The 14610-nt window shown below is 65.3% G+C and carries 14 protein-coding genes; 7 read left to right on the top strand and 7 right to left on the bottom strand.

Going from position 1 to position 14610, the window contains the following annotated elements; genetic code table 11:
• Positions 1–17: 17 nt before the first annotated feature.
• From JJC00_RS36495 to JJC00_RS36480, 4 genes are all read right to left on the bottom strand, one after another.
• Positions 18–1532, bottom strand: coding sequence for a L,D-transpeptidase family protein (locus JJC00_RS36495; protein ID WP_246774043.1), 1515 nt, complete (start codon positions 1530–1532; stop codon positions 18–20).
• 452 nt (positions 1533–1984) lie between these two features.
• On the bottom strand, positions 1985–2947 hold the full coding sequence (locus JJC00_RS36490) for an acetyl-CoA carboxylase carboxyltransferase subunit alpha (RefSeq protein WP_200470542.1): 963 nt from the start codon (positions 2945–2947) through the stop codon (positions 1985–1987).
• 188 nt (positions 2948–3135) lie between these two features.
• Complete coding sequence (gene xerD, locus JJC00_RS36485) at positions 3136–4116, bottom strand: site-specific tyrosine recombinase XerD (protein WP_200470541.1); 981 nt, start codon at positions 4114–4116, stop codon at positions 3136–3138.
• Positions 4117–4133: 17 nt separating this feature from the next.
• Complete coding sequence (locus JJC00_RS36480; RefSeq protein WP_035669499.1) at positions 4134–4280, bottom strand: hypothetical protein; 147 nt, start codon at positions 4278–4280, stop codon at positions 4134–4136.
• 146 nt (positions 4281–4426) lie between these two features.
• Here JJC00_RS36480 and JJC00_RS36475 point away from each other — a divergent pair, with 146 nt between their 5' ends.
• Genes JJC00_RS36475 through JJC00_RS36465 form a run of 3 tightly spaced genes read left to right on the top strand, consistent with a single transcriptional unit; the run spans position 4427 to position 7542 of the window.
• A complete protein-coding gene (locus JJC00_RS36475; RefSeq protein WP_200470540.1) occupies positions 4427–5050 on the top strand; it encodes a shikimate kinase in 624 nt (207 codons plus the stop codon).
• On the top strand, positions 5047–6195 hold the full coding sequence (gene aroB / locus JJC00_RS36470) for a 3-dehydroquinate synthase (RefSeq protein WP_200470539.1): 1149 nt from the start codon (positions 5047–5049) through the stop codon (positions 6193–6195). Before JJC00_RS36475 ends, aroB begins: the two co-directional genes overlap by 4 nt.
• 42 nt (positions 6196–6237) lie before the next feature.
• Positions 6238–7542, top strand: a complete 1305-nt coding sequence (locus JJC00_RS36465) for an HlyC/CorC family transporter (RefSeq protein ID WP_200470538.1) — start codon at positions 6238–6240, stop codon at positions 7540–7542.
• A gap of 47 nt (positions 7543–7589) precedes the next feature.
• Here JJC00_RS36465 and JJC00_RS36460 read toward each other — a convergent pair whose 3' ends face one another.
• Positions 7590–7859: a BolA family protein gene (locus JJC00_RS36460; protein ID WP_246774319.1), complete on the bottom strand. Its 270-nt coding sequence runs from the start codon at positions 7857–7859 to the stop codon at positions 7590–7592.
• 156 nt (positions 7860–8015) lie between these two features.
• Here JJC00_RS36460 and JJC00_RS36455 point away from each other — a divergent pair, with 156 nt between their 5' ends.
• The gene (locus JJC00_RS36455) at positions 8016–8651 is read left to right on the top strand and encodes a J domain-containing protein (RefSeq protein ID WP_200470536.1); all 636 of its coding nucleotides are present in this window, start codon (positions 8016–8018) and stop codon (positions 8649–8651) included.
• Positions 8652–8830: 179 nt separating this feature from the next.
• Here JJC00_RS36455 and JJC00_RS36450 read toward each other — a convergent pair whose 3' ends face one another.
• Complete coding sequence (locus tag JJC00_RS36450) at positions 8831–9925, bottom strand: citrate synthase/methylcitrate synthase (protein ID WP_200470535.1); 1095 nt, start codon at positions 9923–9925, stop codon at positions 8831–8833.
• A gap of 81 nt (positions 9926–10006) precedes the next feature.
• Between JJC00_RS36450 and JJC00_RS36445 the strand changes: the two genes are divergently transcribed.
• On the top strand, positions 10007–11221 hold the full coding sequence (locus tag JJC00_RS36445) for a citrate synthase family protein (protein WP_200470534.1): 1215 nt from the start codon (positions 10007–10009) through the stop codon (positions 11219–11221).
• A gap of 102 nt (positions 11222–11323) precedes the next feature.
• Positions 11324–12511, top strand: coding sequence for an IS481 family transposase (locus JJC00_RS36440; protein ID WP_200469293.1), 1188 nt, complete (start codon positions 11324–11326; stop codon positions 12509–12511).
• Between the two features lie 25 nt (positions 12512–12536).
• On the opposite strand, the gene JJC00_RS36435 is transcribed toward JJC00_RS36440, so the two are convergent.
• Positions 12537–13193, bottom strand: coding sequence for a DedA family protein (locus JJC00_RS36435; protein WP_200470533.1), 657 nt, complete (start codon positions 13191–13193; stop codon positions 12537–12539).
• Between the two features lie 294 nt (positions 13194–13487).
• On the opposite strand from JJC00_RS36435, the gene cobS reads away from it, so the two are divergent.
• A complete protein-coding gene (gene cobS / locus JJC00_RS36430) occupies positions 13488–14486 on the top strand; it encodes a cobaltochelatase subunit CobS (RefSeq protein ID WP_200470532.1) in 999 nt (332 codons plus the stop codon).
• Positions 14487–14610 lie beyond the last annotated feature (124 nt).

The raw sequence follows: 14610 nt of genomic DNA, 5'->3' as shown, positions 1-14610 counted from the left end.
GCGGGCGGAACGCTCGCCTACTTCACCGCGCCAAACCGGCTGTCGAACGAGTTCGATGACACCACCGGTGCGGCACCGGCGATCTGCGTGCCGTCACCCGCACCATCGTTCACCGACGGTTTTAGCGCGGGCCGCGTTGCCGCGACCTTGGTCTCGGTCGGCTTCGCCGGCTCCGTGGGTTTCGCGGCAACTGCCGGCTTGTCCTTCGAGGCATCGTGGTGGCCCGGGACGAAGCGCGTCACTGCGGCCTTCAGCCTGGAGGCCGTGCTCGGCGTGGCGGGCGCGGGGGACACCGATGCGGTCGCTTGCGGCGGCGGCGTGGTCGCTGTCGTGTCGGCAGTGCCGAGGCCCATCTTGCGGCCGAGATTGGAGAAGAAGCCGCCGGACTTCTCGGCCGAGGCGACGCGGGTGCTGGTCGCGGGTGCGGCGACCGCAACGACGGGCTCTTCCCGCGGCGCGGCCGCGGCGGGCTCGAGATTCGGCTTCGGCGGGTTGACGGTGCCGGGGATCGTGCCCGGCGCCTTCGACATCGCCAGCATCTGCAGCGTATTGCCTTCGGCGCCTTCCGACAGGCCAGTCGAGCCTTCCGGAATCTTCGCGGCAAAGATCTTGTTCATGCCGCCGTCGATGCCGGTGTTCATGCGCGCCACCGGCGTGCCCTTGGTGACGAGCTTGTTGTACTCGGCTTCGTCGCGCTGCTCCTTCTCGCGCACGGCGCTGGCGATGTCCTCGGGGATCACATAGGCCGGGCACTTGGCCGAAGCGTCGAACACGGGATCGCGCTTGGCATCGGGCGCCTTCGCCGCGTCGAACACGTACTTCTTCTCGCAGAAGTCGACCTTCGGCTCCTGTCGTGTCACCTCGAAATGATCATAGCCTTCCTTGATCATCTTCCAGAAGGCCATGTTCGGATTGTTGCGGTGCTTGGCCATGTTCACCGGCGTCATCTTGAAAGGATACGCCTGGAACTGGAACGCCTTCTGGCCGCCGAAGAAGGACTCGCGCCCCAACGAATAGATCTCCGCGATCTGCTCGTCCGTCATCGCGTAGCAGCCACGCGACGAGCAATCGCCATGCACCATCAGCTGCGAGCCGGTGCGACCGAGCGCCTTGTCGAACGCGTTGGGGAAGCCGGTGTTGAACGAGAGATAGTAGGCCGACTGCGGATTCATCTGGCTCGGATTGATCGAGTAGAATCCCTCCGGCGCCTGACGGTCGCCTTCGCGCACCTTCGGACCGAGGTCGCCCGACCAGCGGCAGATCGGATAGGTCTTGAGCAGCGCGAACTGGCCGGAGCGGGTCTGCTTCCAGATCTCGAGCTCGGCCTCCTGCTTGAACAGGCGGATCAGGATCGGCGATTGCAGATCCATGTCCTTCTCGCCCATCGCGGCGACGAGCTTGGGCGAGACCGGCTGGTTGGCCTTGGCGTTGGTCGCGAGCGACACCTGATCGGTATCGCAGCCGGCGAGCACAATGCTGGCGGCAAGCGCGACCGAAGCCAAGAGCGCACGGGCAAGCGAACGAGAATTCAAGATGGACCCCACAACGTGCCGGGCAAGGAGCGCGTACCCCAATCTCTCGGGCATGGCCTGACCGGAACTCCGCACCTTATTCAGACCAAGCCCCAGCGCTTATGCCCTGAAGCCATTGATTAAAATTCTAACGTCCGCGCCTGGGGGTCGCAACCCAACCGGGGATCACGAGCCCGTTGGCCGACAGGCGTGGTCAACAGAGACTTAAACTGGGCCGGAACTTGGGACTCAATTGGGCTTTGCGGCCAAACCGGTACTGAGATCGCCGATTTGGGCAAAAAAAGGGTTAATGCGGGGTTACCGGGGGCTCTTCTCCTCTCCCGCTTGCGGGAGGCCGGGAGAGGGCTCGTGCCGCATTGGGAGTGTCGCCCGTGGAGATACCCCCCACCCTGACCCTCCCGCGCAAGCGGGAGAGGGAGCGCACCTCCGTTGCCGCACCAAAACCGCCCGAATCAGCCCAGTTTCCGGCCGATATCGAGGAATTTCTGCCGGCGCTGCTTGCGGATGGCCTCGCCGTCCAGGCCGCGCATCTCGTCAAAAGCCTTGGCGATGGCGTCGCCCGTGGTCGCGATCATGGCTGTGGGGTCGCGATGGGCGCCGCCGACCGGCTCCTTCAAGATGCTGTCGATCACCCCGAAGCGCAGCATGTCCTGGGCGGTGATCTTCATGTTGTTGGCGGCTTCCTGCGCCTTGCTGCCGTCGCGCCAGAGGATGGAGGAGGCGGCCTCGGGCGAAATCACGCTGTAGATCGCGTGCTCCAGCATCAGCACCCTGTTGGCGGTGGTGATGGCAATGGCGCCGCCCGACATGCCCTCGCCGGTGATGATGGCGACGTTCGGTACGGTCAGCGCCATGCAGGCGTCGGTCGAGCGCGCGATCGCCTCGGCCTGGCCACGCTCTTCGGCACCGATGCCGGGATAGGCGCCGGCGGAATCGGCGAGCGACAGCACCGGCAGGCCGAACCGTTCGGCCATCTCCATCAGCCGCACGCATTTGCGGTAACCTTCCGGCCGCGCCATGCCAAAGTTATGCTTGATGCGGCTCTCGGTGGAATCGCCCTTTTCCTGGCCCATCACGCAAATCGCTTCGCCGCGGAAGCGGCCGAAGCCCGCGACCAGCGCCTCGTCCTCGCCAAACTTGCGGTCGCCAGCGAGCGGGGTGAATTCGGTGATCAGGCCCTTGATGAAGTCGTTGAAATGCGGCCGCTGCGGATGCCGCGCGACCAGCGTCTTCTGCCACGGCGTCAGGTTCTGATAGAGGTCGGCCAGCGCCTGCGCCGCCTTGTCCTCGATCCGACCGATCTCCTCGGCGATGTCGGTGCCGGAGGCAGCTAACGTCCTGAGCTCGTCGACCTTGGAGTCGAGCTCGGCGACGGGCTTTTCGAAGTCGAGATAGCTGCGCATCTGGTCTGGCATCAACTCAGTATAGGGGGACGGGGCGAAGAGGCGAAGCGAGGTTGGCTTCTTGTAAAGAAGTGTAGTTTCTTCAAAGGGTTGACCTGTGCGCTCCCGGGGGCGCGGCAAATCACGAATGAGGCCACGGCTCTTTCTGCGGAGATGTGGCCGAAGTCAAGGCGGTTTCGGCCGCCGCCGCGCGGCGGCGGCTACTTCTCCGCCAGCGGGTGCAGGTCGCGCACCAGGCTCTTCAGCCGCTCCTCGACCACATGGGTATAGATCTGGGTCGTCGAGATGTCGGTGTGGCCGAGCAGGGTCTGCACGATGCGTAAGTCCGCGCCGTTGTGCAGGAGGTGGCTGGCAAAGGCATGCCGCAGCACGTGCGGGGAGACCAGGCGGGCCTGAAGCCCCGATGCGACCGCGAGCTCCTTCAAGTCGCGGGCAAAATGCTGCCGCGTCAGGTGCCCGCTCTCGCCGAACGAGGGAAACAGCCATTTCGAGGCGGCGACGCTGCCCTTCTTCTCGCCCTTATTGTTTTCTTTGGCAGCTTCCGTTGCCGCAAGATAATCCGCCATCGCCTGCCGCGAGGCCTCGTTGAGCGGCACCAGCCGTTCCTTGTCGCCCTTGCCGCGCACCACGATCATGCGGGCGTCGCGCTTGGCGGCCGAGCGCGGCAGCGACACCAGCTCGGAGACGCGCAAGCCGGTGGCGTAGAGCACCTCGAGCAGGCAATAGAGCCGCAGAGCGCGCAGTCGCTGTGACGGCGAGGCGTTCGCCGCCTCGCTCATCTCCTTGGCGCGGCGAAGCATGCGGTCGACATCGGCGATCGACAGCACCTTTGGCAGGCCGCGGCCGCGCTTGGGGCCGGACAGGATCGCCGCGGGATCTTCGGTTCGGATGCGTTCATTCAGGAGAAAGCGGAACAGGTGCCGCATCGCCGACAGCCGCCGCGCGACGCTGGAGGATTTGAAGCCACGCGCATCGAGATCGCCAAGATAGTCGCGCAGCGTTTGCGTCTCCGCGTCCACAAAGCTGTGGCCGGCGCGGCCGAGGAACTCGGAGAAATCGGTGAGGTCGCGGCGATAGGCATCGAGCGTGTTGGGGCCGGCGCCCTGTTCCGCCGCGAGCATGTCGAGGAACAGGCCGGTGAGCTTGGCGTCGGACGGCGTGCTGGCGGAGGATTTGCGCATGCCCTGGAGGCTAGCTCCTATTTCTTGAGAAATTTATCCGGCGGGATCGTCACCGTCATTTCTCGCGGCTTCGGATTGACGAAGTTGGCCAGCGCGAACACCACGCCATAGACGATGCCCGCGATCACGGCGACGACCGTCAGGAAGCGGAACAGGCTGGGCATCGGGAAAGGTCTCGGGCGTCCAAATTAACCAATGAAATCATCCAACATGTTCGCCGTTTCGTGGCAAGAGTCCTCTGGCGAGGGCCCCAATGGGGTCGTATACGTGGCCCAGATGCCGCCTTTGGCGGCAAATTGAGCAAGATCCAATGTCCGACGCCGCGTTGCCAGCACAAGCGAGCCCTGAGGCCGACATCCTGTCGGCGCTGGGGACGCGTTCGATCGTGCTGGTCGGCATGATGGGCGTCGGCAAGTCGACCATCGGCCGCCGCATTGCGGCGCGGCTCAAGCTGCCCTTCGTCGACGCCGACACCGAGATCGAGGCGGCGGCCGGCATGACCATACCGGAGATTTTCGAGCGCCACGGCGAGCCGCATTTCCGCGACGGCGAGGCGCGGGTGATCGCCCGCCTGCTGGACGGCGGACCGGTGGTGCTGGCGACCGGCGGCGGCGCCTTCATGCGCGAGGAGACGCGCAGCCGCATTGCGGCGAAAGCGATCTCGATCTGGCTCAAGGCGGACCACGACGTCATCATGCGCCGCGTCCGTCGCCGCGCCGACCGGCCACTGCTGCAGACCGCTGATCCCGAGGGGACCGTGACGCGCCTGCTCACCGAGCGCGAGCCGGTCTACAGCCATGCCGATCTCACCATCGCCTCGCGCGACGTGCCGCACGACAGAATCGTCGATGAGACCCTTGAGACGCTGCATGCGCATCTCTGCGGCGAGAGCGCGTCCCAACCTCCAGCCGACATCGCGAGTGCCGTTCGATGACCGCGCCCCTGAAGCATTCCGATCCTGTCAATGTCGACGTCGCGCTCGGTGATCGCGCCTACGACATCGTCATCGGCCGCGGCGTGCTGTCCTCGCTCGGCGAACGCGTTGCCGCGTTGCGCCCCGGCGTGCGCACCGCCATCGTCACCGACCGCACCGTCGCGAAATACTGGCTCGAGCCTGCTGAAGCCTCGCTTGCGGCTGCCGGCATTCCGACGTCGCGTGTCGTCGTCGAGGAAGGCGAGATCTCCAAAACCTATGCCGGCCTGGAACAGGTCAGCGAGGCCCTGATCGCCGCAAAAATCGAACGCAACGATCTCGTCATCGCGCTCGGCGGCGGCGTGGTCGGCGATCTCGCCGGCTTTGCCGCCGCGATCCTGCGCCGCGGCGTCGATTTCGTGCAGGTGCCGACCTCGCTGCTGGCGCAGGTCGACTCATCCGTCGGCGGCAAGACCGGCATCAACTCGCCGCAAGGCAAGAATTTGCTCGGCGCCTTCCATCAGCCGGTGCTGGTGATTGCCGACACCGCCGTGCTCGACACGCTGTCGCCGCGGCAGTTCCGCGCCGGCTATGCCGAGGTCGCCAAATACGGCGTGCTCGGCGACGAGGCCTTCTTCGCCTGGCTGGAGAAGAACCACGCGGACATCTTCAAGGGAGGCTCGGCGCGTGAGCACGCCATCGCGACCTCCTGCCGCGCCAAGGCCGGCGTCGTCTCGCGCGACGAGCGCGAGACCGGCGAACGCGCGCTGCTCAATCTCGGCCACACCTTCGGTCATGCGCTGGAAGCCGCCACCGGCTTCTCCGATCGCCTGTTCCACGGCGAGGGCGTTTCGATCGGCATGACGCTGGCGGCGCAGTTCTCGGCCAGGCTCGGCATGATCGGCGAGGCCGATGCGGCTCGCGTCGAGCGCCATCTCATCGAAGCCGGCCTGCCGACCCGCCTGCAGGACATCGCCGGCTTCACGCAGGAAGGCCTGGCGGACGCCGACGCGCTGATGGCGCTGATGGCACAGGACAAGAAGGTCAAGCGCGGCAAGCTCACCTTCATCCTGCTGGAGGCCGTGGGGCGTGCCATCATCGCCAAGGATGTCGAGCCGGCGCCGGTGCGCGACTTTCTGAAGGACAAGCTCGCCCTCAAGGCGTGAGACGCGGCTGAACGGCGCTAAAACAAGAAACCAGAGTGGTTCATGGACTGGCTCGGCTTCACCATCGTCATTATCTGCCTGCTCGTCTCCGGCTTCTTCGCCGCGAGCGAGACCGCGCTGACCGGCGCCTCGCGCGCCAGCATGCTGCGGCTCTCCAAGCAGGGTAACCGCGACGCCGACGTGGTCTCGCAACTGCTCGACATGCGCGAGCGCCTGATCGGCGCGCTGCTGCTCGGCAACAACATCGCCAACATCAGCGCGTCGGCGCTGGCCACCAGCATCTTCACCGCCTGGTTCGGCGATGTCGGCGTGCTCTATGCCACCGGCGTGATGACCGCGCTGGTGGTGATTTTCGCGGAAGTCCTGCCCAAGACCATTGCCATCAACGCGCCCGACCGCATGGCGCTGGCGGTCGCACGCCCGATGCGGATCACGATGTACGTGCTGGGGCCGCTGCTGCGGATCGTGGAAATCATCGTGCGCCTGCTACTGCGCCTGTTCGGCCTGGCCGGCGAGCACCAGGCGATCCTGTCGCCGACCGAGCGCCTGCGCGGCGCGGTCGACCTGCTGCATCACGAGGGCAAGTTCGAGAAGCAGGACCGCGACATGCTCGGCGGCCTACTTGATCTCCGCGAGCTCCAGGTCTCCGACGTCATGATCCATCGCACCGAGATGATGATGATCAACGCCGACCTGCCGCCCGAGGAGCTGGTGCGCGAGGTGCTGGCGACCGAATATACCCGCATTCCGCTGTGGCGCGAGAAGCCCGAAAACATCATCGGCGTGCTCCATGCCAAGGATCTCTTGCGCGCCATCCGTGCCTCTGACGGCGACACCTCGCGGATCGACGTCTCCACCATCGCGCTGCCGCCCTGGTTCGTGCCGGAGATGCGGCCCGTGTCAGAGCAGCTCAAGGCGTTCCGACGCCGCAAGACCCATTTCGCGCTCGTCGTCGACGAGTACGGCGAAGTCGAAGGTCTCGTGACGCTGGAAGACATTCTGGAAGAGATTGTCGGCGACATCTCCGACGAGCACGACGTCGTGGTCGCCGGCGTGCGCGCCCAGCCGGACGGCTCCGTCGTGGTCGACGGCTCGGTGCCGATCCGTGACCTCAACCGCGCCATGGACTGGCGCCTGCCCGACGAAGAGGCGACCACGGTTGCCGGCCTCGTCATTCACGAGGCGCGGTCCATCCCCGACCGCGGCCAAAGCTTTACGTTCCACGGCTTCCGCTTCCGCGTCCTCCGCCGCGAACGCAACCGGATCACCGCGCTCCGTATTTCACCGGTGCCACGCGACGCGGAGCTGGAAGAGGCCAAGCCGCGCCGGGCCGGGAAGTCGTTTTGATTTCTTACCCTCCCCTGGAGGGACCCTCCAGGGGAGGGTAAGCGAGATCAGCCTTCCCCCGGCGCCTGCGCGTGGATTGCCAGCGCATGCACGCTACCCGAGAGTTCCGCGGCCAGCGCCGCATTTATCATGCGGTGACGGTCGACCCGGCTCTTCCCTTTGAAGGCTTGAGATACGATATAAACGAGGAAGTGCGTCTCGCCGCTCGGCCGATGGCCGGAATGGCCCTCATGCAAGTGCGACTCGTCGACGACTTGCAGGCTTTCCGGCGTGAAAGCTTCCTGCAACTTGTTGCTGATAGTGTCTTTCATAACCATGACTGCCATTAAAGTCCGCGATCGCACTCCGTCAACACCATAGGCTGCCTCTGGCGGCCGTCCTAAAACCGCCGAAGTGAAACTTCGGCGACGGGTTTCAAGCTAATTGCAATGTCAAGACTTGAAGGTTTTTGCATTGCGTAGTCAAAGTCAGCCATGCCGATCGATTCATCAAAGTTCTTCGACTCCATCCGCGTGAAGCCGCGGGGCAAGCAGCCCGAGGTGAAGCCGCGCGATACCGTGGTCGCCTGCGAATGGACCGGGTGCCAGAACAAGGGCGCGCACCGCGCGCCGAAGGGACGCGATAACCAGCGCGAGTACTGGCACTTCTGCCTGGACCACGTCCGCGAGTACAATCAGAATTACAATTTCTTCTCCGGCATGAATGCCGACGCCGTCGCGCGCTATCAGAAGGATGCTCTGACCGGCCACCGTCCGACCTGGAAGATGGGCGCCAATGGCGGCGTCAAGAAGGGCGCGGAAGCCGGGATCGACGGCGCCTTCGATCCCTTCAGCATGTTCCAGGAGCTCAACGGCCGCACCGGCTGGCGGAAGGGCCCGGACGCCCAGCCCAAGGCCGAGACGCGCAAGATCATGAACGCCGAGCGCAAGGCGCTCCAGGTCATGGGCCTCGGCCCCGACGCCACGCTCGCCGACGTCAAGGCCAAGTACAAGGCCCTGGCGAAGCAGCACCACCCCGACACCAATGGCGGCGACCGCTCGACCGAAGATCGCCTGATCGAGATCATCAAGGCGTATAATTATCTGAAGACCGTGGTGCGAGAGGCGTAAGGCCTCGCGGCATTCTCTGGTGTCGTCCCTGTCTTCGCCGGGACAACTGTATCGTAGGGTGGGCAAAGCGAAGCGTGCCCACCACTTCTGTTGCAGTTTCGGATCGATGGTGGGCACGGCGCAAGCGCGCCTTTGCCCACCCTACGATTTCGGAATCGCGGCGACATCCCCGCTACGCCTCACCCCTCCGGCATCGCCCCCACATACGACGAGCTCGGCCGGATCAACCGTCCCGTCCGCTGCTGCTCGCGCGCATGCGCTGTCCAGCCTGCTGCGCGTGCCACCGCGAAGATCGGCGTGAACGCCTGCCTCGGAATCGCCAGCGCATCGAGCAGGATCGCGGTGAAGAACTCGACATTGGTTTCCAGCGGCCGCTCCGGATTCTTCTTGCGCAGCGCGGCGCGGATATAGGCCTCGACCTCGCCGGCAAATGGCAGGTCGGTGCCGTTGGAGGCGAGCGCCTCGACTGCGGTCTTGAGCACGTCGGCGCGCGGATCGCGCACGCGATAGACACGATGGCCGAAGCCCATCATCCGCTCGCCGCGCGCCAGCGCCGCATCCACCCAGGGCTGGATCCGTTCGCGCGAGCCGATCGCGTCCAGCATTTCCAGCACCGGCTCCGGCGCGCCGCCATGCAGCGGTCCGGTCAGCGCGCAATAGCCCGCGGTGACGGCGGCGAACAGATCGGCCTGCGTCGAAGCCACCACGCGCGCGGTAAAGGTCGAGGCGTTCATGCCGTGGTCACTGGCGGTGACGAGATAGGCATCTAACGCAGTGACCTCGCGCGCGGCGGGCGCGCGTCCATGCAGCATGCGCAGCGTATCGGCGGCATGGCTCGCAGTCGGATCCGGAGCGACCGAATCGAGCCCTTTTGCGCGCCGGACCAGGGCACCTGCGATGACCGGAAACGCGCCGACGATGGTCGCTTCGTGTTCCAGCCCGTGCTCGGCGCGCAGGCCCGCGACCGCGGCGCGAAATCCGTCGATGATGCCCATGCTCCGGGTCGCCGGCAGCAGCTCGGAGAGCCGCGCGAAGGCGCGTTCGCGCGCCGCGCCCAGGCTCGACCGGACATTGGCTTCGGTGAGGGTGGCTTGGCTCGCGCCGTTCCAGAGCCGGGCGGTGACGCCCTCAAAGCTCGATTTGGCGGCGAGGGTGCCGACATGCTCGCCGGCGATAATGAGCTCGCCGCGCTCGCCGTCGACATGGCTCAGCACGGTCTCGGCCGCGGGAACGCCGTCCAGCCCGATCTGGCTTTTGGTGAGGTGGATGTTCATGGCTCAAATCTCCTTGGCACTGCACTAGGAGAAAAATCGGGCCTCTCGACAGATTGATCAATCTTGATTACATTAATCAATATGAAAAATTCTGAAAGGCTCTACCTGTCTGCGCGCGAAGCCGCGGCCGAGCTCGCGATCTCGCCGGCCTCGCTCTACGCCTATGTCAGCCGCGGCCTGATCCACTCCGAGCCGACCCCGGATTCGCGCAAAAATCGCTATCGCGCCGAGGACGTCCGCGCCCTGAAGGAGCGCCGGGTACCGTCGCCGGAGCCGCGCGGCCTGCGCAGCTTCGATGCCGATCTGCCTGTCATGGACACGGAGATCTCGACCATCACCGAGGAGGGCGCGATCTACCGCGGCGTCAACTGCATTGATCTCGCCGAGAACGACACGCTGGAGCACACTGCAACGCTGCTCTGGGACGTCTCCGACGTCGATCCCTTTGCGCCGGACAATCAGCCTGCGATGTCCGACGAGATGCGCGCGATTGCGGAAGCCGCGCGCCGCGCAGCTCCGATCGATCGCGCCATCGCGGTGCTCGCGCTTGCAGCGAGCGCCGATCCCCGCGCCTTCACCCGCGCGCCCGATGGCCGCGCGCTGGTCGGGGCGCGCATCGTCCGCCTGCTGGTCGCGACCATGCTCAATGCCGAGCCGTCAGCCGAGCCGCTGCATCAGCAGATCGCGCGCGCCTGGGCCCCCGACAACAAGCACGCGCCCGATCTCATCCGCCGCGCACTGGTGCTGCTGGCGGATCATGAACTGAATGCCTCGACCTTCACCGCGCGGTGCGCGGCCTCGACCGGGCTCAATCTTTATGACTCGGTCATCGCCGGCCTCGCCGCGCTGAAAGGCCCGAAGCATGGCGGCGCCGGCGTGCTGGCCTCGCAGCTCGTCAAGACTCTGGTCGACCGCGACGTCGAGCCGATGGTGCGCGAGCGCGTTGCGCTCGGCGAGCGTTTCCCGGGCTTTGGCCACGGTGTCTACAAGCGCGGCGATCCCCGTGCGCAATCGCTGCTGAATGCCTTGGCGCGCGCCGGCGCGCCGCGCAAATTCACGAAAGAAGTGCCGGAGCGGATTGCGGAGGCGACCGGAGAGTTCGTCAATATCGACTATGTGCTCGCCGTGCTGGTGCACGCGCTGCGCCTGCCGGGAGGCAGCGAGCTCGCGCTGTTCGCGATGGCCCGCAGTGTCGGCTGGATCGCGCATGCCAGCGAGCAATTGCAGTTCGGCAAGCTGATCAGGCCGCGGGCAAGGTATGTGGGACCGGCGCCGGGACGGCGGACGCACGAATAAGCAGCGCTCTTACCCTCGCCTGGTGTTCAGACCGGGGACATGGTGGACGGGTGTTCGGAGACATCGTGGACACTTTCGACAGCGAATCAAGGAGGCTGTCGGATGCCGTTCCGCGAGGTGTCTCGGATGGACGCGAGATTGGAGTTTGTGATGTTGGCCTCGGCAGAGGGAGCCAACGTTCGGCAATTGTGCCGTCGGTTCGGGATCAGTCCGACGACGGGCTACAAGTGGTTGGAGCGTTGGCGGACAAGCGGGACGACGGGGCTTCAGGAGCAGTCGCGGCGGCCGCAGCATTCGCCGCTGCGCAGCGTTGCGGCGACAGAGGATGCGGTGCTTTCGGTCCGCACGGAGCATCCGGCCTGGGGCGGCCGCAAGATTGCCAGGCGGCTGAAGGATCTCGGCCACGATGAAGTTCCGGCGCCCTCCACGGTGACGGCCATCCTGAAGCGGCATGGTATCGAGCTCGGCACATTCGGCGGTGGTCAGGCCCCCTTCACCCGCTTCGAGCGCGGGCGGCCGAACGAGTTGTGGCAGATGGACTTCAAGGGCCATGTGGCCATGCACGCCGGCCGGCTTCATCCGCTGACCGTGCTCGACGATCACTCGCGCTTTTCCGTGGTGCTTGCGGCTTGCGCCAACGAGCAGACCGAAACGGTCCAGCAGCAACTCATCACCGCATTCCGCCGCTACGGCCTGCCCGAGAGGCTGATTACCGACAACGGTTCGCCCTGGGGCGATGGCCCGGGCAGCCCGTTCACCCCGCTCGGCGTCTGGCTGATCGAGCTTGGCATCAGGATCAGCCATTCGCGGCCCTATCATCCGCAGACCATGGGCAAGGACGAACGCTTCCACCGCAGCCTCAAGGCCGAAGTGCTGTCCGCTCCGCCCTTCGCCGATCTCGCCGCCGCCGCGCGCGCCTTCGAGCACTGGCGCAACGTCTACAACACGCAGCGACCACACGAGGCTATCGAGCTGGCCGTCCCGGCCAGCCGCTATCAGCCGAGCCAGCGCGCCTATGTCGAGACCATCGCGCCCTTCGAATACGCCCCGGGCGACATCGTGCGCCGCGTCCAGCAGGGTGGTCACGTCAGCTTCCTCGGCCGTGCCATCAAAGTCCCCAAGGCCTTCCGCGGAAAGGCGATCGCCTTCCGGCCAACCACACAGGACGGCCTCTTCGACGTCGTCTTCCGAACCCAGACAATTGCAACCGTCGATATTCGGCCTCTCGACGGCAGGCTCGAAAGTGTCCACGATGTCTCCGAACACCCGTCCACCATGTCCCCGGTCTGAACACCTGGAGGGGGGAGGGTAAGGACTAACCCCTCGGCTTCGCCGCCGCGACGGCGCCGTTCCGGCGGCGATAGATCCAGACCGCCACGCCCACCGCGATCGCCACGCCGACCACAGTTAGAATCCACATGTGCTTGTAGGGATGCCCGTGGTGCGGCAGTCCGGCATATTCGTGCAGGGCCGATACCGCCAGCACGCCCGGCAGCACATGGGCCGGTGCCCAGACCAGGATCGCGGGGATGTTCACGGCATAAAACCTCGCCGGCGCCATGCCGAGCGCGCCGGCAGTGACAGGCACGAAGGCGCGGATCGGCGGCACGAAGCGGGCGAAGAACACGGCCCAGGTGCCGAAGCGATGGAAGAAGGTCTCGCTCTCCTCGACCACGCGCGGATAATTGGTCAGCGGCCAGGTGTTGAGGATCTTGCGCTGCTGCCGGTGCCCGAGCCAGTAGGCCGAGCCATCGCCCAGCACCGCGCCGATCGCTGCTGCCAGCAGCACCCATTGCAGTTTCAGATCGCCGCCCGGGACCAGCGCGCTCAACGCCAGGATGATGGTCGAGCCCGGGATCACCGACCCCACCACCGGGACGGCTTCGAGAAGCGCTGCCAGGAACAGGGTCAGATAGGCCAGCCACGCATGGGCCGAGACGAAGGATATCAGGGGATCAAGGAAGGACGTCACGTCGTCTCTGTGTTGGCGGCGGGCATTCGGGTTCAGACCCTATAAGTAAGAAGAGGCGGGAAAAGTGCCATTCACCGGGGCAGCCGACCTGTCCCGCTGGAAATTCGGGCGAGATTTGCAGGGCAGCCTTCCAAAAATCGCGTTCCTTGCCTATCTAAATGAAAAGACAACGGAACTTTGATCGGCTCGCGGGCTTCTGCCGGAACGTTGTCTCTGATAGGTTCGCACCCGCACCCAGCCGCAGCCAACGTGCAAATAACTGGTTTCGGGACCGCCCGGGACCTCGGAGGATTGATGACGACCGCCGCCATGTCCAAAGTTGAGGAAGTTTCCGGTATGCCCGACATGAAGGTGTCGGTGCGCCAGGTGTTCGGGATCGACAGCGACCTCGAAGTGCCGGCCTATTCCGAAGTCGATCCTCACGTGCCTGAAGTCGATTCCGATTATCGCTTCGACCGCGCCACCACGCTCGCCATTCTCGCCGGCTTCGCCCGCAACCGCCGCGTGATGGTGACCGGCTATCATGGCACCGGCAAATCCACCCATATCGAGCAGGTCGCGGCGCGCCTGAACTGGCCCTGCGTGCGCGTCAACCTCGACAGCCACATCAGCCGTATCGACCTCGTCGGCAAGGACTCGATCGTGGTCCGCGACGGCAAGCAGGTCACCGAATTCCGTGACGGCATTTTGCCCTGGGCGCTGCAGAACAACGTCGCGCTGGTGTTCGACGAATACGACGCCGGCCGCCCGGACGTGATGTTCGTGATCCAGCGCGTGCTGGAAGTCTCGGGACGCCTGACGCTCCTGGATCAGAACAAGGTGATCAAGCCGCACCCGTCGTTCCGCCTGTTTTCGACCGCCAATACCGTTGGCCTCGGCGACACCTCCGGCCTGTATCACGGCACCCAACAGATCAACCAGGGTCAGATGGACCGCTGGTCGATCGTCACCACGCTCAACTATCTCAGCCATGACGAGGAAGTGGAGATCGTGCTGGCGAAGGCCAAGCACTATCGCACCCAGGAAGGCCGCGACATCGTCAACAAGATGGTGCGCCTTGCCGATCTCACCCGCAACGCCTTCGCCAACGGCGATCTGTCGACGGTGATGAGCCCGCGCACGGTGATCACCTGGGCCGAAAACTCCGACATTTTTGGCGATATCGGTTTCGCGTTCCGGGTCACCTTCCTCAACAAGTGCGATGAGCTCGAGCGTCCCCTGGTCGCCGAGTTCTACCAGCGCTGCTTCAACGCCGAGCTGCCGGAATCGGCAGTCAACGTGGCGCTGAGCTGATCTCTCGCGGTGTGCCGTCCCGGTGAAAGCCGGGACCCACCGCGAGGTCTCTCGATGAAGCGACGCTGATAGTTTTCCCTGACGCACCAACCGTCGGTGGCTATGGGTCCCCGCCTTCGCAGGG

This window comes from Bradyrhizobium diazoefficiens, assembly GCF_016616885.1.
GTDB classification, from domain to species: Bacteria; Pseudomonadota; Alphaproteobacteria; order Rhizobiales; family Xanthobacteraceae; genus Bradyrhizobium; species Bradyrhizobium diazoefficiens_F.
The sequence above is the reverse complement of the archived record's forward strand: the minus strand, read 5'-3'. Positions and strand labels throughout refer to the sequence as shown.